Annotated in this window: 28 protein-coding genes; 11 read left to right on the forward strand and 17 right to left on the reverse strand. The window is 43.2% G+C overall.

Features of this window, described 5'->3' with window-relative positions; translation table 11 throughout:
* Positions 1 to 61 precede the first annotated feature (61 nt).
* The 4 genes from OCU38_RS06135 (at position 62) to OCU38_RS06150 (ending at position 3,191) form a co-directional block, all read left to right on the forward strand.
* Positions 62 to 1,051, forward strand: a complete 990-nt coding sequence (locus OCU38_RS06135) for a 2-hydroxyacid dehydrogenase (RefSeq protein WP_261824177.1) — start codon at positions 62 to 64, stop codon at positions 1,049 to 1,051.
* A gap of 323 nt (positions 1,052 to 1,374) precedes the next feature.
* Positions 1,375 to 2,244: a DNA ligase gene (locus OCU38_RS06140; protein ID WP_261824178.1), complete on the forward strand. Its 870-nt coding sequence runs from the start codon at positions 1,375 to 1,377 to the stop codon at positions 2,242 to 2,244.
* Between the two features lie 144 nt (positions 2,245 to 2,388).
* Entirely contained in the window at positions 2,389 to 2,805 is a 417-nt protein-coding gene (locus tag OCU38_RS06145) for a hypothetical protein (protein WP_261824179.1), read from the forward strand.
* Complete coding sequence (locus OCU38_RS06150; protein ID WP_261824180.1) at positions 2,784 to 3,191, forward strand: hypothetical protein; 408 nt, start codon at positions 2,784 to 2,786, stop codon at positions 3,189 to 3,191. Before OCU38_RS06145 ends, OCU38_RS06150 begins: the two co-directional genes overlap by 22 nt.
* Positions 3,192 to 3,248: 57 nt before the next feature.
* On the opposite strand, the gene OCU38_RS06155 is transcribed toward OCU38_RS06150, so the two are convergent.
* Entirely contained in the window at positions 3,249 to 4,661 is a 1,413-nt protein-coding gene (locus tag OCU38_RS06155; protein ID WP_261824181.1) for an MATE family efflux transporter, read from the reverse strand.
* Between the two features lie 112 nt (positions 4,662 to 4,773).
* Between OCU38_RS06155 and OCU38_RS06160 the strand changes: the two genes are divergently transcribed.
* Positions 4,774 to 5,382, forward strand: coding sequence for a riboflavin synthase subunit alpha (locus OCU38_RS06160; RefSeq protein WP_261824182.1), 609 nt, complete (start codon positions 4,774 to 4,776; stop codon positions 5,380 to 5,382).
* A gap of 43 nt (positions 5,383 to 5,425) precedes the next feature.
* On the opposite strand, the gene OCU38_RS06165 is transcribed toward OCU38_RS06160, so the two are convergent.
* The 4 genes from OCU38_RS06165 to OCU38_RS06180 form a co-directional block, all read right to left on the reverse strand.
* Positions 5,426 to 5,629, reverse strand: coding sequence for a CPXCG motif-containing cysteine-rich protein (locus tag OCU38_RS06165; RefSeq protein ID WP_261824183.1), 204 nt, complete (start codon positions 5,627 to 5,629; stop codon positions 5,426 to 5,428).
* A 14-nt stretch (positions 5,630 to 5,643) separates the two neighbouring features.
* Positions 5,644 to 6,516, reverse strand: coding sequence for a fructosamine kinase family protein (locus tag OCU38_RS06170; RefSeq protein ID WP_261824184.1), 873 nt, complete (start codon positions 6,514 to 6,516; stop codon positions 5,644 to 5,646).
* 157 nt (positions 6,517 to 6,673) lie between these two features.
* A complete protein-coding gene (locus OCU38_RS06175) occupies positions 6,674 to 7,183 on the reverse strand; it encodes a C40 family peptidase (protein WP_261824185.1) in 510 nt (169 codons plus the stop codon).
* Entirely contained in the window at positions 7,183 to 7,968 is a 786-nt protein-coding gene (locus OCU38_RS06180) for a sterol desaturase family protein (protein WP_261824186.1), read from the reverse strand. The genes OCU38_RS06175 and OCU38_RS06180 overlap by 1 nt, the downstream gene beginning before the upstream one ends.
* A 77-nt stretch (positions 7,969 to 8,045) precedes the next feature.
* Here OCU38_RS06180 and OCU38_RS06185 point away from each other — a divergent pair, with 77 nt between their 5' ends.
* From OCU38_RS06185 to OCU38_RS06195, 3 genes are all read left to right on the forward strand, one after another.
* Positions 8,046 to 8,780: a tRNA-uridine aminocarboxypropyltransferase gene (locus tag OCU38_RS06185; protein WP_261824187.1), complete on the forward strand. Its 735-nt coding sequence runs from the start codon at positions 8,046 to 8,048 to the stop codon at positions 8,778 to 8,780.
* A gap of 150 nt (positions 8,781 to 8,930) precedes the next feature.
* The gene (gene nagK / locus OCU38_RS06190) at positions 8,931 to 9,839 is read left to right on the forward strand and encodes an N-acetylglucosamine kinase (protein ID WP_261824244.1); all 909 of its coding nucleotides are present in this window, start codon (positions 8,931 to 8,933) and stop codon (positions 9,837 to 9,839) included.
* Between the two features lie 363 nt (positions 9,840 to 10,202).
* Positions 10,203 to 10,595, forward strand: coding sequence for a MarR family transcriptional regulator (locus OCU38_RS06195; protein WP_152820961.1), 393 nt, complete (start codon positions 10,203 to 10,205; stop codon positions 10,593 to 10,595).
* Positions 10,596 to 10,764: 169 nt separating this feature from the next.
* Here the strand turns inward: OCU38_RS06195 and OCU38_RS06200 are convergent, their stop codons facing one another.
* Genes OCU38_RS06200 through OCU38_RS06210 form a run of 3 tightly spaced genes read right to left on the reverse strand, consistent with a single transcriptional unit; the run spans position 10,765 to position 14,296 of the window.
* Positions 10,765 to 11,025 carry a DUF2960 family protein gene (locus OCU38_RS06200; protein ID WP_021713261.1) on the reverse strand — a complete coding sequence of 87 codons (261 nt, stop codon included), beginning with the start codon at positions 11,023 to 11,025 and terminating at the stop codon, positions 10,765 to 10,767.
* A 33-nt stretch (positions 11,026 to 11,058) separates the two neighbouring features.
* Positions 11,059 to 11,943 (reverse strand): mechanosensitive ion channel family protein, encoded by an 885-nt coding sequence (locus OCU38_RS06205; protein ID WP_261824188.1) that lies wholly within the window; start codon positions 11,941 to 11,943, stop codon positions 11,059 to 11,061.
* A gap of 1 nt (position 11,944) precedes the next feature.
* The gene (locus tag OCU38_RS06210) at positions 11,945 to 14,296 is read right to left on the reverse strand and encodes an ATP-binding protein (RefSeq protein ID WP_261824189.1); all 2,352 of its coding nucleotides are present in this window, start codon (positions 14,294 to 14,296) and stop codon (positions 11,945 to 11,947) included.
* A 193-nt stretch (positions 14,297 to 14,489) separates the two neighbouring features.
* Between OCU38_RS06210 and cobB the strand changes: the two genes are divergently transcribed.
* The 3 genes from cobB to OCU38_RS06225 all read left to right on the forward strand — a co-directional run bounded on the left by cobB (position 14,490) and on the right by OCU38_RS06225 (position 16,966).
* Positions 14,490 to 15,206 carry a Sir2 family NAD+-dependent deacetylase gene (gene cobB, locus OCU38_RS06215; RefSeq protein WP_261824245.1) on the forward strand — a complete coding sequence of 239 codons (717 nt, stop codon included), beginning with the start codon at positions 14,490 to 14,492 and terminating at the stop codon, positions 15,204 to 15,206.
* A gap of 241 nt (positions 15,207 to 15,447) precedes the next feature.
* Positions 15,448 to 16,302, forward strand: coding sequence for a DUF2189 domain-containing protein (locus OCU38_RS06220; RefSeq protein ID WP_152820955.1), 855 nt, complete (start codon positions 15,448 to 15,450; stop codon positions 16,300 to 16,302).
* Positions 16,303 to 16,315: 13 nt separating this feature from the next.
* Positions 16,316 to 16,966, forward strand: a complete 651-nt coding sequence (locus OCU38_RS06225) for a DUF2987 domain-containing protein (protein ID WP_261824190.1) — start codon at positions 16,316 to 16,318, stop codon at positions 16,964 to 16,966.
* A 102-nt stretch (positions 16,967 to 17,068) separates the two neighbouring features.
* On the opposite strand, the gene ttcA is transcribed toward OCU38_RS06225, so the two are convergent.
* The 9 genes from ttcA to OCU38_RS06270 all read right to left on the reverse strand — a co-directional run bounded on the left by ttcA (position 17,069) and on the right by OCU38_RS06270 (position 25,064).
* The gene (gene ttcA, locus OCU38_RS06230) at positions 17,069 to 17,995 is read right to left on the reverse strand and encodes a tRNA 2-thiocytidine(32) synthetase TtcA (protein WP_261824191.1); all 927 of its coding nucleotides are present in this window, start codon (positions 17,993 to 17,995) and stop codon (positions 17,069 to 17,071) included.
* A gap of 163 nt (positions 17,996 to 18,158) precedes the next feature.
* A complete protein-coding gene (gene uspE / locus OCU38_RS06235; protein ID WP_152820949.1) occupies positions 18,159 to 19,106 on the reverse strand; it encodes a universal stress protein UspE in 948 nt (315 codons plus the stop codon).
* A gap of 180 nt (positions 19,107 to 19,286) precedes the next feature.
* Positions 19,287 to 20,039 (reverse strand): FNR family transcription factor, encoded by a 753-nt coding sequence (locus tag OCU38_RS06240; RefSeq protein ID WP_390625244.1) that lies wholly within the window; start codon positions 20,037 to 20,039, stop codon positions 19,287 to 19,289.
* A 113-nt stretch (positions 20,040 to 20,152) separates the two neighbouring features.
* A complete protein-coding gene (locus OCU38_RS06245; protein ID WP_261824192.1) occupies positions 20,153 to 20,809 on the reverse strand; it encodes a sulfite exporter TauE/SafE family protein in 657 nt (218 codons plus the stop codon).
* Positions 20,806 to 20,979, reverse strand: a complete 174-nt coding sequence (gene ccoS / locus OCU38_RS06250) for a cbb3-type cytochrome oxidase assembly protein CcoS (protein WP_152820943.1) — start codon at positions 20,977 to 20,979, stop codon at positions 20,806 to 20,808. Before ccoS ends, OCU38_RS06245 begins: the two co-directional genes overlap by 4 nt.
* Complete coding sequence (locus OCU38_RS06255; protein ID WP_261824193.1) at positions 20,900 to 23,341, reverse strand: heavy metal translocating P-type ATPase; 2,442 nt, start codon at positions 23,339 to 23,341, stop codon at positions 20,900 to 20,902. Before OCU38_RS06255 ends, ccoS begins: the two co-directional genes overlap by 80 nt.
* Before the next feature lie 5 nt (positions 23,342 to 23,346).
* Positions 23,347 to 23,826: a FixH family protein gene (locus OCU38_RS06260; RefSeq protein WP_261824194.1), complete on the reverse strand. Its 480-nt coding sequence runs from the start codon at positions 23,824 to 23,826 to the stop codon at positions 23,347 to 23,349.
* An 81-nt stretch (positions 23,827 to 23,907) separates the two neighbouring features.
* Positions 23,908 to 24,888 (reverse strand): cytochrome-c oxidase, cbb3-type subunit III, encoded by a 981-nt coding sequence (gene ccoP / locus OCU38_RS06265; protein ID WP_261824195.1) that lies wholly within the window; start codon positions 24,886 to 24,888, stop codon positions 23,908 to 23,910.
* The gene (locus OCU38_RS06270; RefSeq protein WP_152820936.1) at positions 24,885 to 25,064 is read right to left on the reverse strand and encodes a cbb3-type cytochrome oxidase subunit 3; all 180 of its coding nucleotides are present in this window, start codon (positions 25,062 to 25,064) and stop codon (positions 24,885 to 24,887) included. Before OCU38_RS06270 ends, ccoP begins: the two co-directional genes overlap by 4 nt.
* Between the last annotated feature and the right edge of the window lie 6 nt (positions 25,065 to 25,070).

Here is a 25,070-nt window from a genome sequence, read left to right on the forward strand (position 1 = left end):
TGACCTATTCAAATTGAATTCGTGAATAAAGAATACCGCTCTTAATTTATAAGGAACAAAGATGATCAACATTGCCTTTTTTAGTACAAAGTCATATGACCAAGACGCGTTTGAGCAAGGGAAGTCTGACTACGATGTGCAGTATCATTTTTATGATTTCTTACTTAACGAACAGACTGCCAAAATGGCAAAAGGCTGTGAAGTAGTGTGTGCGTTTGTGAACGATGACTTATCTCGACCAGTTTTAGAAGAGCTAGCGGCAAGAGACGTTAAAATGATTGCTATGCGTTGCGCAGGCTTTAACAACGTTGATCTTGATGCTGCAAAAGAACTGGGTATTCAAGTAGCGCGCGTTCCAGGATATTCTCCGGAAGCCATCGCTGAGCACGCAGTGGGTTTGATGATGACCTTAAACCGTCGTTTTCATAAAGCTTACCAACGTACACGTGACGCAAACTTCTCTCTTGAGGGCTTAGTTGGCTTTAACTTTTTTGGACGCACAGCGGGCATTATCGGAACCGGTAAAATTGGTTGCGCGACTATTCGTATCCTTAAAGGCTTAGGAATGAACGTACTTTGTTACGACCCATACCCAAATGATTTTGTGGTTGAAGCGGGTGCAACGTATTGCGATCTAGATACTCTTATTCAACAGTCTGATGTGATCTCTCTACACTGTCCCATGACACCTGAAAATTATCACCTTTTAGATGCAACCGCCTTTGGTAAAATGAAAGACGGCGTCATGATCATTAACACCAGTCGTGGTGAACTTGTCGATTCTATGGCTGCCATCGATGCACTAAAAGCTGGACGTATCGGTGCGCTAGGCTTGGATGTGTACGAAAGTGAGAAAGAACTGTTCTTCCACGATAAATCGAATGACGTTATTGTCGATGATGTGTTCCGTCGTTTGTCTTCTTGTCACAACGTACTATTTACCGGTCACCAAGCCTTTTTGACTAGAGACGCATTGAGCAGCATTGCTTCAACAACGCTTGCGAACATTGAAAACTTTAAGCAACAAAAAACGGATGCGAACTTCTTATAAGCACAATACATTTCTATAAGCATATAGCTATGGTGATTAGATAGCACATCTTATGAACAGCAAAGGCTCTAGTATTACTAGGGTCTTTTTTTTTTGCTTCCGATTTACGCCCTAAAGCGCATTAAAATCCCCTTAATCTAGCGCCCAATCTGAAAGATTAGAAAGGTATGACAAAGTGAGATCCGATTCACTTGGCCTTACGCATCCTTACTTCATTCAAAATTTTATATCGAGGTGTTTCGCAAACTGAGTAAGCTCATGCCCCTTATTCTGCGGCTTTTATAAGCTAATAGCAGGATAAATTAAAGCAGGAGGTTGCAAGGATGAGCGTGGTTAATCCGTTAAATTCAGTTTCTTTGATGGCATTGTCGTGTGCTGCTATACCGTGTGTTGCTATACCGAGCCATAGCGCGTTAGCTGACAACTTAATGCTTGCGAGTGTGTACCAAGGACAAGCATTATCAGAACAACATCTAGTCAGTGAAAAACTCGATGGTATTCGTGCGCTTTGGAACGGAAAAGAGTTAATTACGCGTAATGGTTCAAGCATCAATGCACCAGAATCTTTTATAAGTCAGATGCCCCCGTTTGCAGTAGAAGGCGAGCTTTGGGCTGGAAGAGGCGGCTTTGCTTTGGTGCAACAAACGGTTTTAGATGCAAAAGCTAATGAAAAGGCATGGTCAAAGATTAGTTTTGTATTGTTTGATAGACCAGATGTACTGACCTCATACGCAAAACGTCACGACTCTCTGTTGCAATGGAAATCCAATGTTGCTCAAACACATACGCAAGTGATTGTTGCCGAGCAGCGCCCATTTCGTTCCTATCAATCTTTAGGCGAAGCACTACAAAAGGTGGTTAAATTGGGCGGCGAAGGGCTGATGGTTCGAAACAAGCATTCGGTTTATATCGCAGGGCGCAGTGAAGCGCTTTACAAAATTAAACTTCATCAAGATGCCGAAGCGCGAGTGATAGGTTACAAGCAAGGCAAAGGTAAATATCAACACCTAGTCGGTGCATTGCATGTAGAGTCACCCCAAGGAGTGCGTTTTTACATAGGCAGCGGCCTTACCGATGCACACCGACGTAATCCACCGAAAGTAGGCACCAATATCACCTATCGATACAACGACAAAACAGCAAACGGTGTGCCTAAGTTTGCACGATTTATGCGTGAGAGAAGTGAGTTTTAGGTGAGGTGTTTAAATTACTAGTTTAACCTTATCAAGTTATAGGTACGTACTTGTTGTTTTTTATCAATGACTTAAGATATTCTCGTGAAGAGTTGATTTTCTTGGTTTCCATATAAATTATCAAGGTAGCGATGAACAAATGTTATGAATAAATTAGACTTAGAAAATCTAGTGCAAATTAGGCTTTCGGAAGCTCAAGCGTTACTTGATTCTGGAAACTTCCATGGTGCTTATTATTTGGTTGGCTATTCACTAGAGTGTGCTTTAAAAGTATGTATCGACAAACAGGTTAAGGAATACGACTTTCCAAACAAACAGTTGGCAAATAAATGTCATACTCATAACCTAACGGAGTTACTTGGTGTTGCAGGGTTAAAACAAAGGCTTGCAGAAAAAGAGAAGACGGATCTTGATTTTAAATTAAATTGGGCTGTCGCAAAAGATTGGTCTGAATCTGCAAGATATGAGTGTATTATTGGCGAAAATAAAGCAGTTGATCTATTTAACGCTATTAACGAACCGCAATCAGGAATATTGGTATGGCTAAAGACATTTTGGTAACGAAAAGGCTTACCGATTCAATGATGGAAGCGGGTGCTGAATTGCTCAATCGTCTTGATGCGAGTGCATCGGACGTGAAAAGTGCGTTTTGGCTGTTCTTATCGGAAGAGCACGTATGGAAGTTTATTGTGGCATCTCCTTTAGTTGAGTCACTAGGCCCTCGTAAGTATTACAAGAAAATCAATGAGGCGAATCAACTTGCGAAAGGGACAGAAAGCGTCATTTCACTGAATGATATCAGTGTTTTAAATACCAATGATTCGATAGTAAAAGTACTAAATGATGCGCTTAAAACTGATAATGATTTATCGGGAATTCGTTTTTCTAGAAACACAATAAACGGCATGTTTATTGAAGATACCTATATCTACCGTTCAACTTTTTAAGCCAGCAGTTTGCCCTTAGCTAAGTTTAGCAATTAAGGGCAAACGATAATTTTCTCACTACTGCGAAGCAAACTTCAATTGAACCTCAGGCGCTTGACGGTGCATCCATCGAATACGTGAAGCTAGCAATATTGCGGCAACGGTAAGTCCGGCAATAAAACCATACCAGTAGCCGTGAGCGCCCATAGGTTCGACTATCCAGTTGGTTGAACCCAGTACGTAGCCTAATGGCAAGCCGATCACCCAATAGGCGATAAAGGTTCGATTGAAAATTGATTTCATGTCTTTATAGCCGCGTAACGCACCTGCGGCGACCACTTGTACTGTGTCACTAAATTGGTAAATAGCGGCAAGCAGAAGTAACTGCACTGATATTGTGGTTACGGCTCTGTTGTCGGTGTACAGGTCAGCGATATTCTCTCTAAATACCACGGTCAGAATCGCGGTTACAAGAGCGAGGGCAAGGCCTAATAAAATCGCCACATGGGTAGCCACTTTCGCGCCATCAATATCTTCTTCACCGAGTTTGTGTCCCACTCGAATACTGACTGCGCCGCCAATACTCATCGGTATCATAAACACCATTCCAGATACGTTGATGGCGATTTGATGCGCGGCCACCATTACAGGGCCGAGTGGAGAAATCAGTAACGCCACCACAGCAAACAGCGTCACTTCAAAGAAGATAGCCAAAGCCACTGGCAGACCAAGTTTAAACAAACGATATTGCGCTTTGAGTACGGGCTTGTGCCATTGCTTAAATAGCCCAATGTGTGCAAGGCGCTTTGAGGTCATGGTGTATAACAGCAAGAACGAGAACATGACCCAATACACAATGGTAGTGGCAACGCCACAGCCTATACCGCCAAGGGAGGGCATACCGAGTTTTCCGTATACAAAGATGTAGTTAAGGGGAATATTGATGAGTAGCCCCAAAAAACCAATGACCATGGCCGGTTTGGTTAATGACATGCCATCGGTAAAACTGCGTAAGGTTTGGAAAAACAAAAAAGCAGGAACGGCAGGCAACATGGCATGCATGTAACCTGTGGTAATGGTAGCCATAGTGGCATCGACATCCATTAATCGCAAAATGGTGCTGGTTTGTAGCAGGACAAAGGCGATAGGGAAACCAATCAAAATCGCTAAACTGGCACCTTGCTGTATTTCATTGGCAATTTTATGCTGGTGGCCGCGTCCGTTGAGCTGCGCGACAATTGGAATAAGCGCCATTAAAATGCCGATGCCAAACAATATTGATGGTAACCAAATACTAGAAGCAATGGCGACTGCCGCCATATCGGTTGCACTTACGCCACCGGCCATTATCGTGTCCACGACACCCATGCCGGTTTGGGCGATGGAGGCAATAAGAATTGGTGTGGCAAGTTTGATAAGGTTTTTGGCTTCTTTTTGGTATCGATGCACGGCAGGCTTCCAGTATTTATTTGCAGCGAATAGTAATACCAAATGCTTGAGCGTGCTATGTTTTTATGTCATGTTTTGTATCGTTTGGTTCGGCTAAGTGTGTGATGTGCGCACAGCGTACTGTTTGGATATAACCTTTATTTGAGGAATTAATATGTTTACTGGGATCGTGCAAGGGATGGCAAAGGTTGTCTCTATTGATGCAAAACAAGATTTTCATACTCACGTCCTGGAACTTCCAGCTCAGCTCAGTGAAAACATCAATATTGGAGCGTCGATCGCGCACAATGGTTGTTGTTTGACCGTGACTAAAGTGTCAGGGCAACAAGTGCATTTTGATTTAATGAAGGCCACCTTAGATCTCACTAACCTTGGTGCTCTGAATCAAGGTGATTGGGTTAATGTAGAGCGTGCGGCTCGTTTCGGTGATGAAGTCGGTGGTCATTATATGTCGGGGCATATCTCGGATACGGTGACGATAGTAGATATTGTACGTAGCCCGAACAACCAAACGATTTGGTTTGAGAGCAACGCGCAAAACATGGGCTACATACTGAAAAAAGGCTATATCGGCTTAGACGGCTGTTCACTGACCATTGCTGAAGTTGAGGGGAATCGATTTAGCGTAAATTTGATCCCAGAAACCCTATCGCGCACCTTGTTTGGGCAACGTAGTGTTGGAGACAAGGTGAATTTAGAGGTCGACCCTCAAACTCAAGCTATTGTTGATACCGTCGAGCGCGTGTTAGCCAGCAGAGGTTAGCCAATACAGGCTAGATAGCAGAGCTTAATAAACTGACTATCGACTAAAAAATTTGCTCATCATCAGAGTCAATATCCAGATCAATCTTGTCTCGCACTTGATTAAGCTGCATACGCAGATGAATAGGGTGGCAACATATAGGGCAATCTTCGTAAAAGTCTTGATTGCCCTGTGTGGTATCTAAAGTCACACCTACGTGTCCGCCGCAGTGAGGGCAAGAGATGAATTGTTCGCCGTACTTTTTCATAATAACACTCCCACTTAATAATAACGTTCTAACAAATGGTCAATTCGTTGTTGAGCCTCACCTAAATAGTGCCCAGCAAATAGGTTGCAGTGATTCAATATATGATAAAGATTATAGATGTGTTTCCGCTCTTCATAACCATCTATAAAAGGCTTAATGGTTTGATAGCCTTGGTAAAATGAGTCAGGGAAGTCACCAAACAGTTCGGTCATGGCTAAATCACATTCATGATCGCCCCAATAACAGGCAGGATCATAACAAATAGGCCCAAACGGCGATTCGGCGCAGTTTCCATGCCATAGGTCGCCATGTAATAAGGATGGTTTTGGCTGGTGGTTAGCAAGGCCTAATCTTACACAGTTGATGATCTGTTCTTGATCGCCAAATTCAATGCCTTTTTCTTTTAATAACTGCAACTGCCAACCAATGCGTTGCTCGGCAAAGAAAGCGCACCATTTCTTTTGCCAACGGTTAGGTTGCAAAGTGGCCCCGATATAATTGTCATGATCAAAGCCATACTCTTGTTGCTCTCCCCATAAATGCAAGCGAGCAATCTCTTGCCCAAATTGATAGCTACTTTCATGGTGAGTTAAGGGGTGTGTAGGCAGATAGTTTAAGATCAAAAACGCACAATCTTTGGTAGAGCCAAGATGCACGATTTCGGGGGTATACACCGTATTTGAGCGTTGCAATTGGGTGAGATTGTCGACTTCGGCGGTAAACTTACTGAGAAAGGCTTTGTTATTTAGCTTTATAAAGTAGCGCTGCTCACCATCGCTGATCATATAACTTTCGTTGATATTGCCAGAGGTAATACGGCTTTTCTCTTCGATCTTAAATTCAAACATTAAGATATCGGAAAGTTGCTGAGTTATCGCTTGCCACATAATCAATGCCTCACGGTTTGCCTATATGAGTAAGTTTAGGTCAAATCTAGCCAGCGAATAGCAATAGAGTGTGATTCTCTAATTTGGATCAAATATTAGAGCTCAGATACAAAGGTTGTTTGATTTTCTTCACAGTTTGTAAGGCAGTTTTACCCAATCAATTTACCCGCCGAATTTGCCAAAAGGTATCAGCCCAATATGGGGAATCTAGCCTTGAAATAATCACCCCCTTTGATGAGGAAGCGTGCATAAAACTGTTGTCTTCGAGGTAAAAGCCGACATGTAGCGTGTTAAAACCGGTTTTAAAAAACACAAGGTCACCATATTGTCGGTCTTCATAGTCTATGGGTGTACCTACATGGCTTTGTAGATGGGTAGTGCGCGGGATGGATTGATGAAACAACTGCGCAAATGCGATTTTTACAAACCCTGAGCAATCGATACCTTTGCGAGAGTTACCCCCGTAGCGATACGGCGTTTTGTGCCAAGTTTTGTAAAAGTGAAACAGTGCGTCGCTTTCTTTTTGAGGGACGTCTTTTTCAAGTTGAGTGTCAATTTGTTTAATGTTGACTCGCGCTGTGGGGTTATTTTCAGGGCCACTCGCACAAGCGGTTAATAAAAACACGGCCACTATCGTTATCAGTGTCTGTGTGGCGGAGTGTTTCATTATTTCTTCCTAAAAGGCTGAGTTAACATTTTATCTAATCGCTGTTCTTTACGAGAGCGAAATTGGGAAATACCAATATTCATTTTATAGTGACCCAGTTTCGGTCTTTCGGTATGGGTATCGAATAAATGATCCCATATGGATAAGAAAAACCCGAAATTAGAGTCAGCTTCGGTGCGGATTGTTGAATGATGCACCCTATGCATATCAGGAGTCACAATCAATTTGCGTAGCCGCTTATCCCACACTCTAGGGATACTGATATTGCTATGATTAAACATAGCACTGCCATTCAATAAGATCTCGAATACGATGACCGCGATTGGCGGAATCCCAAAACTGATGACGATGCAGATCTTAATCCACATAGAAATCCAAATTTCTAGAGGATGAAAACGTGCTCCGGTGGTGACATCGATGTCTTGATCAGCATGATGCACCTTATGTAAGTTCCAACAAATGGGTGCACTATGAAACAGGCGGTGCTGCCAATAAATCGCAAAGTCCAAAATGAGCACGCTAATTACAACAATAACGGCAAAGTTAATCGACAATTCGTTGAATAGACCAATTTGTAAACTCTGCGCCCATAGTGCTGCCTCAACCGCGAGCAAAGGCATAGTAATGTAAATTAATACTGAATTTAAGCCTGTCAGTCCTAAATTATTCGCCCAGCGATACAGTTTTGGTTGTCGAAGTGGGCGTTTAGGTTTCCAGTATTCAGCTAAAGCGCAACTCACGAGCACTGCAGTGAAAATACTAACCCTAATATAAGCAACGTCCATTAATTATTTTCTCCAAGATGGTGACAAGCATCGTGTGCTTGATTACTCTTACTTTCTTTTTCGTGACAGGGCAAATAATGCGTGTACATGCTGTTCATCAATTAGTTGAATATAGACTCAGCCAAGCAACCAAACCTTTTAGTGCTAGGGGCTCAAAAGTAGAACGCTGTCCATATTGCCGTATTGCACGTACCTATTGTATCTGTGCTCATCAGCCGGATCCGACAGCTGGATTTGCGATCTTGTTGCTGTATTCAGATAACGAAGTACTAAAACCAAGCAATACCGGAAGGCTAATTGCTGACGTTTGCAGTGAAGTTCATGCGTATCAATGGAGTAGGACAGAACCTGATTCTAACATGCTTTCCTTGTTACAAAACCCAAGCTATCAACCAATTCTGGTATTTCCTGAGAGTTATCTGTTTGATTCTAATGCTCTTGTCCCTGATGATAAACAGGCCTTTGTGCAAGATAAAATCCCTCTGTTTGTGTTTTTAGATGCCAGTTGGCGAGAAGCGCGTCGTATTTATCGCAAATCAGAATACCTACATCATCTCCCCGTGATCTCAATTCAACCAGAGAAGATATCCGAATATGTGATGAGAAAATCAGATCAAGAGCAACATCTTGCAACATGTGAAGTGGCGGCCTTGGTTTTACAAGAGTTCGATATGTATGACGTTAGCCTTGGATTGCAAGCCTGGTTTGAAGTGTTTAAAGAGAGCTATATGTTGAGTAAAACCCGTGAGAAACGAGACTTTAGTCGTCCAGTGTTAACCCAGTATTTATCTAACGCTAGCCTCGAAAAGTAGTCGTTTAAATTAGGTTGATATCAATCGGTGAGTCACAATCTATTATGCACACCTTGTTTTATGGCAGTCATCACGGTAAGTGCGGCTAAAGATCGCGATAATGAACTTAATTTGTTAATGAATTTAAGTGTTTAGGTTAGGAGAAGTATGATGTTTTATGGCTTTGATGTAGGCGGAACCAAAATTGAGTTTGGTGCGTTTAACGACAGTCTAGAGCGTGTCGCCACAGAACGTGTGCCTACGCCGGGTGATGACTACCCAAAGCTTGTTGAAACCTTAGCCGCGCTGGTTGAAAAATACGATGCTCAATTTGCTGTTGAGGGGTTAATTGGTTTTGGTCTTCCGGGGATGGAAGATCCTAAAGATGACACCATTCTTACGGTAAATGTACCTGCGGCAAAAGGTAAGCCATTGCGTGCCGATCTTGAAGCGCGCATCGGTCGTAGCGTTAAAATCGAAAACGATGCCAACTGTTTTGCCTTGTCTGAAGCGTGGGATGATGAGTTAAAAGATGAGAAATCAGTGATGGGGCTTATCTTAGGCACAGGCTTTGGTGGCGGAATTATTCACGAAGGCAAAGTGTTCTCTGGCTGTAATCACGTTGCAGGCGAGGTAGGGCATACGCGTTTACCTATTGATGCATGGTTCCATTTAGGGGACAACGCGCCACTATTAGATTGTGGTTGCGGCAAAAAAGGCTGTTTGGATAGCTATTTGTCGGGGCGTGGTTTTGAATTGATTTACGCTCATTACTTTGCTGAAAAGAAAAAAGCCATCGATATCATTAATGCTTTTTATGAAGGCGAGCCAAAGGCGTGTGAACACGTAGAGCGCTTTATGGAGTTGTTGGCTATTTGCTTTGCGAACATCTTTACCGCTTACGATCCGCATGTGGTTACGCTAGGTGGTGGTCTATCTAATTTCGATCTGATTTATGAAGAAATGCCAAAACGAGTGCCTAAGTATCTATTATCTGTTGCCAGCTGTCCGAAAATCATCAAAGCAAAACACGGTGACTCCGGTGGTGTGCGTGGCGCAGCTTTCTTAAATATTCGCTAGTTCAGCAAAATAAATGACTAACATTGAGTTACTTTTGTAAGCTGCTGGTGGCTTAAACTCGCCGAATCTTTGACTAACACTGCTATACTGTATATTTAAACAGTATGGCGGTGTTTTTTTATTTTTGTACATAATTGCTATGCGATATTCTCTGAAAAAACAGCAGCGATAAAATACATAATCAATCGTTATTTTATGTGGCGGCATGAGGTTTTTTTGTTAACTTATTGATTTTGCGCATATAAAGAATGTAAATTTAGGCGGTTGTGAGAGTAAAGGTCTGTAAATTGTCTTCTGATTTTGCTATAAACCACGTTTCAAATTTCCATACCGTCTGAAAGCCGTGAATAGGGGAATCATTTAATGAGACTTGCACATAAACGTAACGTGCAGATGAAATTGCAAAAGCGTACTAAAGCTACTGCTAGTAACACTTCATCTAAGCCTTCAATTCAATCTACTGAGCAGCGTGTTGCAACCGCGCCAGTAGTTGAGCCTAAAGTTGAAGCTAAGATAGAAAAAACCGCTGACGTAGAAGTGCCAGTAATTGCACTTACACCAAAGCAACAACAAGTTTTAGACATTGTTGCTGCGAATGCTGAAGGCATCAATTCTAAAGGAATTGGTCTAGCTGCAGGTCAAGAAGAAGCAAAAGCGGCTGCATGGGCAACCGGTGCTCTGAAAAAACTAATTAGCGAAAGCCTTGTTCAAAAAGAACAACTTTCAGGAAACAAAGTTATTTATAAACCTGCATAATTTTTAGCGGTTTAGCTATAACTAGAATGCCTCGACTTGTCGGGGCATTGTTGTATTTGCGCTCTACATTCGCGCATTTGTACCTATCTATTGTGGTCGGCTTAAAAAAAAAGAGCCTTACGGCTCTTTAATACAATATTTGGCCCGATCTCAGATAATAAGTGCGCTGCTATTTCTTACCAATCGGTCTATTTTCTTTAGGCTTCAAAGTGATTTTGCCAAAGCCCAGTTTTCTAAAGTAGTTGTCACGATAATCACGAACGGCTTTGGTGTCAGATACGGCTTCAACTTGCAGTTCCATTTTTAGAAACTCAGTTAAATCGATGCCTTCTGCATCCGCTACGGCTTCGTGAATGTTACGAAACTGCTGATAAGAGAATAGCAGCTCTTTGTGCTCTTTTTTGTATACGTACTGGATGGTTCTAGACATTGTTCTCTCTTCTGCCTCTTGTGTGTACAAGGGCTAAATAGTTTGGGTGTTCACGGCAATTCTTGGTGGAGTGATGCCGTTTTTCTTAAATTCTTTCATCACTCGTAAGGTGATATCGGTTTCAAACAGTTTCTCATATCCTGTATCAACAACATAGGCTTTACAGGTTAATTGTATCGCCAAATAGTTATCAGTGATGGTTTGCTTAACTAAAACGACTACAGGCTTTGGTAGATGGATGTATCGGCTAGAGGAGGCAGCTTCTTGAATTAAGTTACGTGCCAAATCGATATCTTGGTCCATTCCCACATAGAAAGGGATCACCACCTGCATATCCAGTGCGCCGTAGTTGCCGCTCACTGTAACTTCATTAAGAAATTTATTGTTTGGTATCGTGATGATGTCATCGTTTAAGGTGCGCATACGTACTGAGCGTAAACCAATGGTAATAATATCACCATAATTCCCTTCAAACGTGACGCGGTCACCAACCTGGAACGGGCGGTCAATCATTACGGTTAAACCAGCGATGAAGGAGGCCGCCAGATCTTTTAAGGCGAAACCAACCGATACCGCAAGAGTACCACCGATGAGCGCCAGAATATGATCGTTGATTCTAAAGCTGATCATAAACACCACAATACCGGCAGTAATATAGATAAAGAACTGCAAGAAGGATTGGGCTTTTTGCAAAATCATGCGGTATTGCACAAATTGGCTACTGACACTGGCAACAATAGAGTCGATGAACCTGAGCAGTAACCAAGTACAGGCGATAATCAGCACTGAAAATAGTACGCCGCCCCAACGTACTAAGCTGGCAAAGTCTTGAATGGCGGCAACATCAGGCACTTCTTCTATAGCAAAACAGTGGCTACTGAATGAAAGGCTGATAAGAATAAAGAGTAGTCTTAGCATGTTATTTTACCAAAAGATGTTGACGGTGAAGGACATTGGTAATGTGGCGATACCAGTGATCAGAAACTTTAGCTTTATCATCGCTCCAATCGATATAACCACGGCTCTGGAAGTAACGTAGCGTACCAAGCACTTCGGCATGACTAAGCTGAGTACACTCAGATAGGGCTTCTTGGCTTGCGACTTCTAATTGCACGATAGAGCGCAATACAGCCAGCATCGGCTTAGGCATTTTCTCTAGCTCTTCGGACTCGGGCGCTCTAAATAAACGCACCACAACGTTGTCGTTGGCTTTGTTGCGACGCAGTGAAAGCCTAAAGAATCTTAGCGCCACGGTAGGGTTACCGTCGGCGTAATGCCAAAGGATTCGATAAAAGCCGTTACGTGCACGGTCTTCTTCACTGATGTTTTCATGATCCCACTGTTTTGGCACCACTAATCCTTCAAAAGAGACTTTGTATTGCGCGTCATCGGACTGATTGATGCGTGAAGCGAGTAGGTCGGCCACTTGAGCTTCGCTCCATTTAGGCAAAAATGTCACCCAATCAAACAGCAAACGTTCACCACGCGCGCGGTCAACAAAACGCCAACTGGCTTTTTCGATGGCTAAGATGGCGCGGTGGTTTTTCTTAGAGCGGCGCAGTAGGTTAGTAAACTTGAGTAAGCCACTGAGTCCGCCCACCATAGGTTTCACCAAGCGTTGACCGTTATCCAGTGCAATGAGATAGCTTTCATTGCTCTTGCGTAGATGATTCAAGATTTGAATTTCACCTGCATCACGGTTTAAGCCAAGCTGCTCGGCAAACTCTTGAATAAGCTCTGGGTAACCGGCATAAGGGCAGTTTAGGTAAATGGGTGTGGCATTTTTAACCTTAAACAGCAATTGCTTTAAGAAGGTTGTAGTACCTACACCACGCTCGCCAGAAATAACGCACACCGCGGGGTTATTGGATAATACATAGCGTGAAACTTCTTTAAATTCATCGGATGCATAGTTAATTAAGGTGCTGTCTTCGTGTCCTGGCGTTATGTATTTAAAGGTTTCGTCGCCTTTAATGCGCACAAAGTTGTGCGATTGAAGCTCATTTTCATTTTGCTTAGCCACTTCAATTTTAAATAAGTAGGCAAGCCCTTGACTAAAGAAGGTGTAACTAGACAGTTTGGTGACAAAGATTGATTGGCAGGTTGTGGTAATGATCCACACAATCCCAATCGCAGTAGCAAGAATATTAAGTAAAAATGTACTTTCGTTTTTTTCTGCCCAAACGACCCACAGCGGCTTGTCAGAGACTTTAGCTATGCGACGAAATACGATAGGACGCCACTTGCGCAGTATTTTTAAGGTAATTAGGACAAACCAGAAGAACACTAGGCTCGATATCCAGTAATAGATGGTACCTTTACCGACCATGCGCGAGGAAATCTGTAGAATAACCCCGACAAAAATGAAGCTCCATACATACCAACGTATGGTCGATAATCGAAGTCGGGTGATCTCTTTACTGGACGCGCGACTGTTGCGGTAGGCAAATTCTAAGATGAAACTGATGGCAATGGAGCCGCCTAGAATCCACCAAGTGAAAATCTCTAATACAATCAGCTGACTTAGGCTCGGAATGGTAGACAAAACCCGCAGCGAAAGGGTGATTGCGATTAAGACTGCAATGGCTCGGTGCGCGCGACTGATATACCAAATGAGGCGTATCCATAGTGGCGGGCGTGTACTGCTTTCTAATTGTACTTTCTTAAAGCCTTCGATAAAGCGTTTGCTATTGGCAAGCCACCACATTAAGGCGAAGTAGATAAACAGCACCTTGATAATTGCCCATACCAGCGGCACTGGAGAAATAAATATGTCTTTTATCAGTGATTTAAAGCTGCGAATTTGCAAATGAACAAGAAACTCGCCGTTTAAGCGAGTAATATACCACTCTTGTTTAAACTGAATGACGCCAGATGGACCAAAGCCTGTGACTAGCTCTTGAGTCGCATGACTGGAGAGTTTGATGAGATCTTGTTTGCTTTTGCCAAGGCTACGTAGCGTTAACCAAGTACGTTCAGCTTCGTTCCAGTGCTTATCGCTGTCGTCATTTCGATAGGCTTTAATTTGAGAAGCAAATTGATCGGCGTGAGCACGCTGTTCATTAATCACGGCCTCCATCAATTGATTGACTTTTTCTCTGTCCTTACGGCCCATGAATAAGGGGTCTGGAAGTTTATTCACTTCGGCGGATATTTTGACGGCAACCTCATCAATTTGAGGCTCATCAGCAAGTTTGTATTCCCAGTTTGCTTGAGCACTAAAAGAAAGTAGCATCAATAACATAGGAAGAAAGAAGAGTTTTGCTCGCATGATTCTCACTTGTTCGTTTAATTCCAAGCAAAGTTTAGTGCAGAGATAGACATTCACGAAACTTTTTTAAAGAAAACATAAAATTAGACGCAATCTATTTCGGTAAAAGTTGAGAACTGTGTCTCTTTATTAATTCCATGTATGAATGTTAATCTTTATTAACATTTCATTAGCACTGCGATAAGGCTTCATGATGGTATTTCCATATAAGAATATAGTGATATTAACGGGTGCGGGAATTTCAGCTGAGTCTGGAATTCAAACTTTTAGAGCGCAAGACGGGCTTTGGGAGAATCATCGTATTGAAGACGTTGCAACGCCTGAGGGGTTCGATAGAGATCCGATATTGGTGCACTCTTTCTATAATATGCGCCGCCAAAAGCTCTTATCAGCCACGATTAAACCTAACACTGCTCATATAGCTTTAGGCCATCTAGAAAGCGCCATTCAAGGTTCGGTGACGTTAGTAACGCAAAATATCGATAACCTGCATGAACGTGGTGGATCAAAGAACATTATTCACATGCACGGCGAGTTACTGAAAGTCCGTTGCAGTGGTTCTGGACAGGTGATCGAGCAGGATTCTGATTTAAATGATGGCGATCTTTGTCACTGCTGTCAGATCCCACAGCAAATGCGCCCACACATTGTTTGGTTTGGCGAAATGCCACTGCAAATGGATAAAATTTATTCTGCGATTGAACAAGCTGACTTGTTTATTTCTATTGGCACATCGGGCGTTGTGTATCCAGCGGCAGGTTTTGTGCATGATGCAAAACTGCATGGTGCGCATACTATTGAGATTAATCTTGAACCCAGCGCGGTTCAAAGCGAGTTTGATGAGAAGCGCTACGGACTGGCCAGTGTTGAAGTACCTAAATTAGTGGGTGAGTTGCTCGGGCAGCAATGATGTAAAAAATAATAAGCTAAGGCTGAGTTTTGGCTAAAATTATCCCAGTGATTTATCGTGTAGCGTTATGAATGCTTAAAGTATTGAAAGAAAACCAAAAGTGGAGAGTTTTCACTCACTATTTTTTTAATATCCTCGGATAAGTGATATGACCATCCCCTTAGGGCTATGCTCTAACAACGGTTTGCAGGTATACTTGCGCCAGAATAATTTCTTTTAAAGGCAAGGACCTAAAGAGCAAATGAGCAATCCGATAGAGAAGAGCTTTAACCTTGGTGGAAGCATTGAAAAGGCATTAGCCGGAGATTTTGAGCTAAAGCCTGTAAGTGTCATTACGGAAGCATGGCAATTAACCATGCGCAATTTTTTGTCATTTTCTCCAGCCGTAATTCTCTTGATTGCGATCCAAGCTATTGTATTTATTATTGCGCTTAAGCTGCAGCTTGGAGATGTGTCAGTTGTCTTGAGTATGTTCCAAAGCCCTGAATCATTAGATCCTTCGATTTTTCAGTCTATTTTTGTAGCTAACTTTAGCTTTGAAGTGGTGGCTGCGCCGATTTATGCCGGTGTTGCGCTGATGGCAATGAGCCATGCCGCGGGTTTAGCGACTCGTACAGGGCACATCACCAAAGGCTTGTCCTTTATGATGCCGGTGATTCTGGTCACTATGATTAATTTACTTTTGCAAGCCGTTGCCGGGGCAATAGTACCGTTTATCTCTATCTATCTTTCGCTTGCGTTTAGTAACGCCATTTTACTGGTTTGCGAAAAACGTTTGAGCCCAATTCAAGCCATGTGGACTTCACTGCGTGGCGTGAACAAACGCATCTTCTCGATTGCGGTGATTTATCTTGTCACTATGTTGGCATTTGTGGCGGGTATGATGATGTACGGTTTGGGCCTTGTTGTGGCAGTGCCATTTTTCTTTCACGCGAAAGGCATTATCTATCGCAATATGTTCGGCATTCGTTTGCAAGTTGTTGCCAGTGGTAATCCATCTCCAGAGACTAACGAACAAGACAATAGTGCATCAGACGACGATACTACTCCGCCAAGTTCTGGCACATCTGGTGGTTCAAACACTTTTGACGCATAGGGATTGCGACTAAATGAAAACTCGTTTTTTAACGGCCGCTTTATTGATGGCGGGTTTAAGCTCTTCAGCTTTTGCCCAAGAGTACATGTTTACCTACAGTAAATTATATTCTCCATTAAAACATAACCTTAAGAACCCAAATAGCGAAGCAAAAGTGGGGCTATTTTTTACTAACTTTGCCACTAAACAGCCATGCAGTATTGAGAAAGCATGGATGGAAAAAGAGCAGCACCATGAAGAATTGGTGATCAGTAAAAATGGTGAGGTGAATGTTCCTGTTGATGATAATTTAAAAAGTGCTAATCCATTAGTTTATATCCATACCCAAACAGAGGCTCGATGCGATTACTCTTTGGTGGTATTAAGTAAACAGCCGTTCTATGGGCAAGTGGATTATGCAAAATTGGACAGTTTGACCTTGCAGATGCAAGAAGTGCTTGGCGAGTTGGGTGGGATGTTCTCTAGTTGGTTTGCCCCTGATATTGAAGGGGTTACTTTAGAGTTTAAACCTGATGCACTCAATCAGATTATGTTATCTAACGGTAAAGTGATTCCGGTATCAGAGCAGGGTAAAGCGGTACTTAAATTGACTGATTTGAGTGACGGTGTAACGGTTACTATTCCTGTTGAAACTCAAAGGGTTATGCCGTTTATCAAAAAATAATAATATGAATTTCATTACTTACTATTAAATGTGAATCTAAAAAAAGGTGCGAAGCAAACTTAGTTGCTTCGCACCTTTTTTATGTGATTGTCTCATTTGCAATTAAACGTTAGTCACATCTAATTGCAGGCTAGGATCAAACTCAACCGGTTCAATTTCACTAGAAACTACGGGTAACTCTTCTTTATCAAAACCGATGTCACCGCCATTGATCACGCCTGAATCTTTGTCGATAGATTTAAAGTCAAACAAGTTAAAATCAGCAAGGTGGCTTGGCACTACGTTTTGTACAGCGCGGAACATAGTTTCGATACGACCTGGGAATTGTTTGTCCCATGCATTAAGCATTTGCTTAACGTTTTGACGCTGCATGTTCGGCTGTGAACCACATAAGTTACATGGAATGATAGGGTAATCACGCATGTCAGCAAATTTGATGATGTCTTTTTCACGGCAGTAAGCCAACGGACGAATCACAACGTGCTCACCATTGTCAGAGACTAATTTTGGTGGCATGGCTTTCATTTTTCCGCCATGGAACATGTTTAAGAACAAAGTTTCTAGGATGTCGTCTCTATGATGTCCTAATGCAATTTTTGTCGCGCCCAGTTCGTTTGCTGTGCGGTATAAAATTCCGCGACGCAGTCTAGAACACAAAGAACAAGTGGTTTTGCCTTCAGGGATTTTATCTTGAACAATAGAGTAGGTGTCTTCTTCTACGATTTTATATTCAATACCTAGCTTCTCTAGGTATTCAGGCAGAATATGATCAGGGAAACCCGGTTGCTTCTGATCTAGGTTGACGGCAATGAGAGAAAAATCGATAGGTGCGCTTTTTTTCAAGCTCATAAGAATTTCAAGCATAGTAAAACTGTCTTTACCGCCAGAGAGACAAACCATAATACGGTCGCCTTCTTCAATCATGTTGAAATCTCTAATGGCATTGCCTGTATCGCGACGGAGGCGTTTTTGCAACTTGTTGAAGTTGTACTGTTGTGCTTTGGTACGTTCTTGAACTTGTTCGCTCATTTGACTATCCGAATTCTTACTTAAAAATAGAGAACGTATGATACGGATATCTGGAGTAGATTCCAGTGAAAATTGATAGTCTTTATAGGTAGATGACGAGAAAAAGCGGTGTTTGCACCGCTTTTTAGTTGTTTATCGTGTTTTAGCAATCGTAGCTAAGCTGTTAGCTTTGGTTTGGATCCAATGGGCTGATATAGCCTGAAGGTTTGAGCGCCAAAACATCACAATTGATTTGATCAATAATGTTTTCTGCAGTGTTACCAAGGAAAACAGCAGACAGGCCAGTTCTTCCTGATGTACCCACCACCACAAGGCCAGCGCCAAGATCTTTGACCACTTTAGGAATAACATCTTGAGGTAAACCTTGTTCAACAACGGTTTGCTCTTCAGGAATGCCGTATTCTTGTCGCAGTGCTTTCATGCTGGTTAAATGGTGACCACGAACAGAATCGGTATAAATGGTCGGATCAAATTCTGGCAATTCAACCGTGATATTCGGTGGCGTCATTGGATAAGAGTTGGCTAAATGCAGCTGCGCGCCTAAGCGATTCGCAATATCCATTCCTTGTTCAACCATTCTATGGTTAAGCTCAAGGTGCGCTTCAATTTCTGAACCTACGTGAACAGAAACGACCACGTGTCCGTTTTCTGGCCAGTATTGATTTTTAACCAATAATACAGGGCAAGGACATTTTCTGAGAAGATGCCAATCGGTAGGAGTAAACAAAACTGATTCAATAAGATCATGTTGACGCGTAGTTTTGATGACCAGTTCATAGTCATTGGCAAAGACTTCGCTGATAATGGCTTCGTAAGGTCTATTATGCCAAACCACTTTAATGTCGAGCTGAATATGCTCGTCATCTCGGTAGGGTTTTGCCACTTCTTTCATCCATTGTTCACGTTGGTGAATCACTCCCGCTCGCATTGCATTGCGCTCGTCGGGGGAGAGCATAGATGTCATTTCATAAGAAAAATCATAGATAACGAGGAAAAAAGTAATCTTACTTGGCGATTTACTTTTTTTTCCAATCTGCATGGCTCTCGCCAAGGCTGGCTGTTGTTCTTTGTCGATATTGGCAACAACCAAGATGTTGTTGTAAATACTCATAGACCACCCACTTTATTTTGTTAGCGATTGAATACACTATATCTTATATCTCGCCGATGAAAATACGTGTTAGTTTGCAATCTAAGATTAGCTGAAAAAGGGGATAATTATTAGTGATTTAGGACAAATAGTTGCGGAATTTGAAGTGACTCAAGTTTGAGTCACTTATTGGATAGGGTGCTAGTTACGGCAAGCACCTGCAAGTTTAGCTAATGCGTCATGATCGTTAATGGTGATGTATTTACCTTTAACGGCCAAAATATCAGCTTTTTGGAAGCGACCTAATAAACGACTGATGGTTTCAACTGTCAGTCCTAAGTAGTTACCAATATCACCGCGAGTCATAGTAAGACGGAATTCGCGTGGGCTAAAGCCTCGTTTTGAAAAACGCTCAGATAAGTTATAAAGAAAAGCGGCGAGGCGTTCTTCTGCGTTTTTCTTTGAAAGTAACAAAATCATGTCTTGATCGCCTTTGATCTCGCTGCTCATTAGACGCATGATTTGTTGACGAAGCTTAGGCATTTTTCCGGATAAGTCGTCTAAGATTTCGTATGGGATTTCACATACCATAGACGTTTCTAATGCCTGAGCAAAACTTGGGTGAGACTGTGTATTGATGGCATCAAAACCCACCAAATCACCTGCCAAATGGAAGGCTGTTATCTGTTCATCACCTTGCTCCGTAATCGTATAACTCTTAATCGTACCAGAGCGAATAGCGTATAGGGATTTCAATTCATCGCCGGCTTTAAATAGCTCTTGGCTTTTTTGAATCGGCTTTTTACGCTCAATGATCTGATCAAGCTGGTCTAGCTCGGTATCATTAAGTGTAAACGGTATGCACAGTTGTGAAATGCTACAGTCTTGGCAGTGGATCGCACATCCGCCGGACTGTATGCGCTTTGTTACTTGTTTTTCAGTATTAATAATCATACTTTTCAGACATACATAAAATTGATATACGTCAATATATTAGCACTTTAACCCTGAAATGTGTAGCAGTATAATTGTGAGTGATGTGTGCTCTCTCGCAAATTAAACACTGCTTATATGATTATGTATAGAGAATAAACAGCATAAACAATCATTAAGCTACCAATTATGCGGCGAGTGAGCGGTAATCGTAACATTTTTGAAAACTGACTAGAGCCTGCGCCAATCAGCAGCATAGCGGGCAAAGTGCCTAAACCAAAGCAGCCCATAATCAATAGCCCGTTGCTGGCACTGCCAGAAACGGCCGCCCAACTGAGCATAGAGTAGACCATTCCGCAGGGGATCCATCCCCATACAATACCGACAGGATAGGCATACCATAATGAGCGCAGTGGCAGCATCTTTGTGGCAACCGGTGCGATTAATTTCCACAGCATTTGCCCCAGTTTTTCAATTTTAAGTAAGCCATTCCACCATTGGGCGAGATATAAGCCCAAAAGTAATATCATAATAGCCGCGAGTGCGCGCAGTGCGGTTAAAACATAAGTAGAATCAAATAGATTGACGCTACTGGCAACGGCGCCGCCAATCAGTGCGCCGACCATTAGATAAGACGATATCCGCCCAAGATTGTACAGCAGGGTAACCGTAAATGAGTGATGGTGTCCGTTTAATGCTACAGCACTGGCAATGCCACCGCACATGCCCATGCAGTGTCCTGCACCCGCTAAGCCAATGAAAAATGCGCCGATCCAGTCAATATTGCTCATGAGTCGTCTTTTTTGCTTGTGTTGGCAGCGTCGTCCTCTTCAAAAAGGATGGTGTGACCTTGACGGTCAAGATCTTCAAATTGCTCGGTTTTAACTGCCCACAGAAACACGGCCACCGCGATGGCGACTAGAATGATTGCTATGGGAATTAGTATGTAAAGACTTTCCATTTTTATTTAGTAATCTCAGTGAGTTAGTGACTACGATGATGGAGCTTGCTGACATGCCCACCACAGCAATATAAGGAGCGACCAAACCACAAACAGCCAGTGGCAAGATCAATAAGTTATAGCCTAAAGACCAGGCAAGGTTTTCTCTTATAATCTTGCGTGTCTTAATTGCAAGAGATCGTGCTTCAACCAGTTTATCCAGTTTATCGCCTAACAATACCATATCAGCGGAAGATTTCGCGACGTCAGTGCCGCCACCCATTGCCACGGATAGGTGTGCACCTGCCAAGGTTGGCGCATCATTGATGCCATCACCGACCATCAAGGTCAGCTGTGACTTATCCAAGCTGTGCAAGTACGCCAATTTGCCTTCAGGATTTACCCCACACACTAACTTATCTATGCCCAACTGTTCTGCTACAGGCTGTGCGTTAATTTCATTGTCACCGGTAAGCAGGGTGGTTTGAATGCCGAGCTGTTTTAAGGATTGAATAAAATGCTGGCTACTTTCTCGTAGAGGGTCGCTATAGGTAAAGGTCGCCACAACGCGATCGTCAATGGATAAATACACGGTGTGCGGCTGATTTGGAATATCTTCCTGACAGACAAAAGCATAGCTGCCTATCTTGCACATCTGTCCATTAATTACGCCTGTCAGGCCTGAGCCTATGTGGTTCTCGATGGATTCCGCTTGCTTGGTTTCGTCAAAATATGGGCGAAAGGCGGCCGCTATTGGATGATTGGCATGCGATTCAAGGCTTGCGGCAATGCAAAGCACTTGTTGTTTTGTCCAATCACCAAAGATTTGCGTATGCGACAGGGATATTTTGCCCTCGGTGAGAGTACCGGTTTTATCGACAATCACATGATTAATTTTACAAAGGGTCTCAATGGCGTGGGACTTACGCAATAAAATACCAAGTTCACCCATTCGTGAGGTAGAGCAAGTAATCGCGGTTGGGGTAGCTAAAGACAAGGCGCAAGGGCAGGTAGCTACTAATACCGCCAACATGATCCAGAATGCATCTTCAGGCTGATTGTGTTGCCAATACAGATAAGTACAGGCCGAAACAAGCAAAATAACCGCCACAAAGTAACGGGCGACAATATCGGCAATTTCAGCAATTTTAGGCTTAGTGGCCTGCGCTTCATCTTGCAAGCGCACTATATTGGCGATCATGCTTTCTTGCTTGCGACAGGCAACCTCTAAGGTAAATGTCTGCTCGCCGTTAATAGTGCCGGCATACACAGTTTCGCCAGTATTTTTCTTAACGTGTAAAGACTCACCCGTGAGCATAGATTCGTCCACGTACACGGCTTTATCCACCACATAACCGTCCGCAGGAACATGTTCACCGGCGAGTACACGTACGCGGTCGCCAATGTTTAAAGTTTTGACAGGGATTTGGCTACCATCTTCTAAGGTTGCCATTGCCGGCACCAGTTTTAAAAGATTGGCACTGGCAGCTGCGGCTTTTCGGCGTGCGCGCATTTCTAAGAAGCGGCCAAGTAGCAAGAAGAAGGTGAACATGGAAATAGATTCAAAGAACACCTCACCACTTTGGGTAAAGGTGGCAACTAAACTGGCCACATAGGCAAAAATAAGGGCAATGGAGACGGGAACGTCCATACCTAAGGTGCGCGCTTTTAAACTGCGCCATGCGTTCATGTAAAACGGTAGCGCCGAATACAGTAGCACTGGGGTGGCAAAAATAAGGCTTACGATGCGAAAATAGTGTTTAAATTCAGGTTCTAAATTACCAAACACTTCTAGATACAATGCGACTGCCAGCATCATCACCTGCATAGTGGCAAGCCCGGCGATACCTAGCTTATAAAGGTATTGCTTCATGGCGCGATAGTAGCTTTCTTCTTGTTTATCTGCTTCAAAAGGGGCGGCTTTGTAACCCAGTTTATGAATGCTGTTTAGCAGTTCGCTGAGTTTGGTTTCGGTTTTATCCCATGCTAGAAGCGCGCGGTGGGTTGCTGTATTGACGCGAATTCGCACCACACCCGTGTGGCCATTCATTTGTCTTTCGATTAACCAAGCACAGGCGGCGCAAGAGACCCCCTCTAGTGACAGTGTCACCTCGGAAATGTTATCTTGATTGCGCACAAACTCCGCTTGCACTTGTTCATTGTCGTAATGAATCAAGGCTTGCAGTTGTTCTGGCACCAAAGCGACGCGCTCGGCTTTTTCGGTGCGATATTGGTAATAAGAGCTTAAGCCGCTGTCGACTATGGTCTGCGCCACGGATTCACATCCGGGGCAGCACATGCTTCTCGGTTCATCTAAAATAGTGACACAAAAGTCAGTGTTCTCTGGTACATCTTCACCGCAGTGATAACACGATTTATCCATAGTCATTAATTCATCAAAGGAGTAGGAGTTGAACTTGGGAACGACATGCGACCTTGAATAAGCCATTGCTTGTCGTGCGGTTGTAACTCGATAAACCAAGGGCCTTGTAATGGCTCCTTTAAATGCACTTTGTAGGTGCCAGATGGATTGGCTGTTGCTAAATAGTCAAAGTCTCTATCGGCTAAGGTGCGATGAGAGAATTCAATATTGAGCGCAGGGAAATGAGTTAATTGCCCTTTGCTCAGTTCAATCACTATGTCTTGCCCATCGGAATAAATCATCGCCGACAGCTTGAGATCTTGCGCCACGCTAACCTTAGACAGGTCAACATTGATGCCTTTACCTTTTTTATAGTAATCCTCAGAGACTAAAGAAACGGTGTGTTGAGACAATATGTACACTCTAAGTAAAGTGCCAAAAATAGTCGTTAGGATGATGATTAGAATGAACCAAGCCCAAAACTGCTTATACCAAGGCTTTACCATAAAAATGTTCTCTAAATTAGAAATGAAAGGGTGATTGTACGGAAATGTCAGCCCCTTTTTACAGGGGCTGCTATTAGCTTGTTACTCTTTATCTGTATTGCTTAAGCTCCATACGTAAGCAGACACAAGTTGCACTTTTTCTTTGCCCAAAATGTCTTTCCACGCAGGCATAACGCCAATACGACCATGAGCGACGGTTTCTGTTACTGCCGCGCGTGAATCGCCATATAACCAGATGTTATCGGTTAAATCAGGCGCGCCAAGAGCTGGGTTACCTTTGCCATCGGTGCCGTGACAAGCCGCGCACACTACAAAGCGTGTTTTACCGGCAGCGGCTTCGCGCGCATTAACTTTACGACCAGAAAGGGAAAGCGTGTAGGTGACAACTTCTTCCACACCTTCTGCGCCCAGCACATCAATCCATGCTGGCATCTCGCCGATGCGGCCGTGCATAACAGTAGTCACAATCGCTTCAGGCTCGCCACCATAGAGCCATGCGCTGTCGGTTAGGCTAGGGAAGCCCAATTGACCGCGAGCATCAGAGCCATGACATTGTGAACAGTTTTGCAAGAACAGACGTTGTCCAACTTTGATTGCTTCTTCGTTGCTGGCGATGTCTTCAATAGCGCGCAGGCTTTGCCCGTCATCAGTCATGGCAAGCTTTCTAAAGGCTTCACCAAAGTGGGCATCGGCGTCATCAAGCTCTTTTGCGTATTGGTCTAACTGCTTGTTAGCTTGAGCTCGCGCAATAGAAGCGTTTGATTCTTCGATGCTAGTGACGGTTTGATCAGAGCTCTGCCAACCAAGTAGACCTTTAAAATTCCCTAAACCAGGGTATAGGGCAAGGTATACAGCAGCAAAGATGAAGGTTGACACAAATAGGTAAGTCCACCATTTGGGTAAGTCGTTATTGAGCTCGCGAATACCATCGTATTCGTGCCCCATATCCTCACCACTGGGTACACCCATTTTGTCTTTAACACACCAGCGCAGGATGATAGCAACACCTACTAACGTTCCGACGGTGATGATGATTATCCAAAGACTCCAAAACGTACTCATGATTTAGTCTCTCCTTGCGGGTTCGCTTTAGGGGGCTGTTGCTCGTCTGCAAAGATCATATTTGCATCCTCTTCAAAGCGAGCTTTACGGCTTTTACCGAAAGCCCACCACACCACGCCACCAAAGCTGACAAATAGCACAATGGTCCAAATGCTGTGAATAATGCTGATATCCATAGTGCC

Origin of the sequence: Vibrio neonatus, assembly GCF_024346975.1 — a bacterium.
Taxonomy (GTDB): domain Bacteria; phylum Pseudomonadota; class Gammaproteobacteria; order Enterobacterales; family Vibrionaceae; genus Vibrio; species Vibrio neonatus.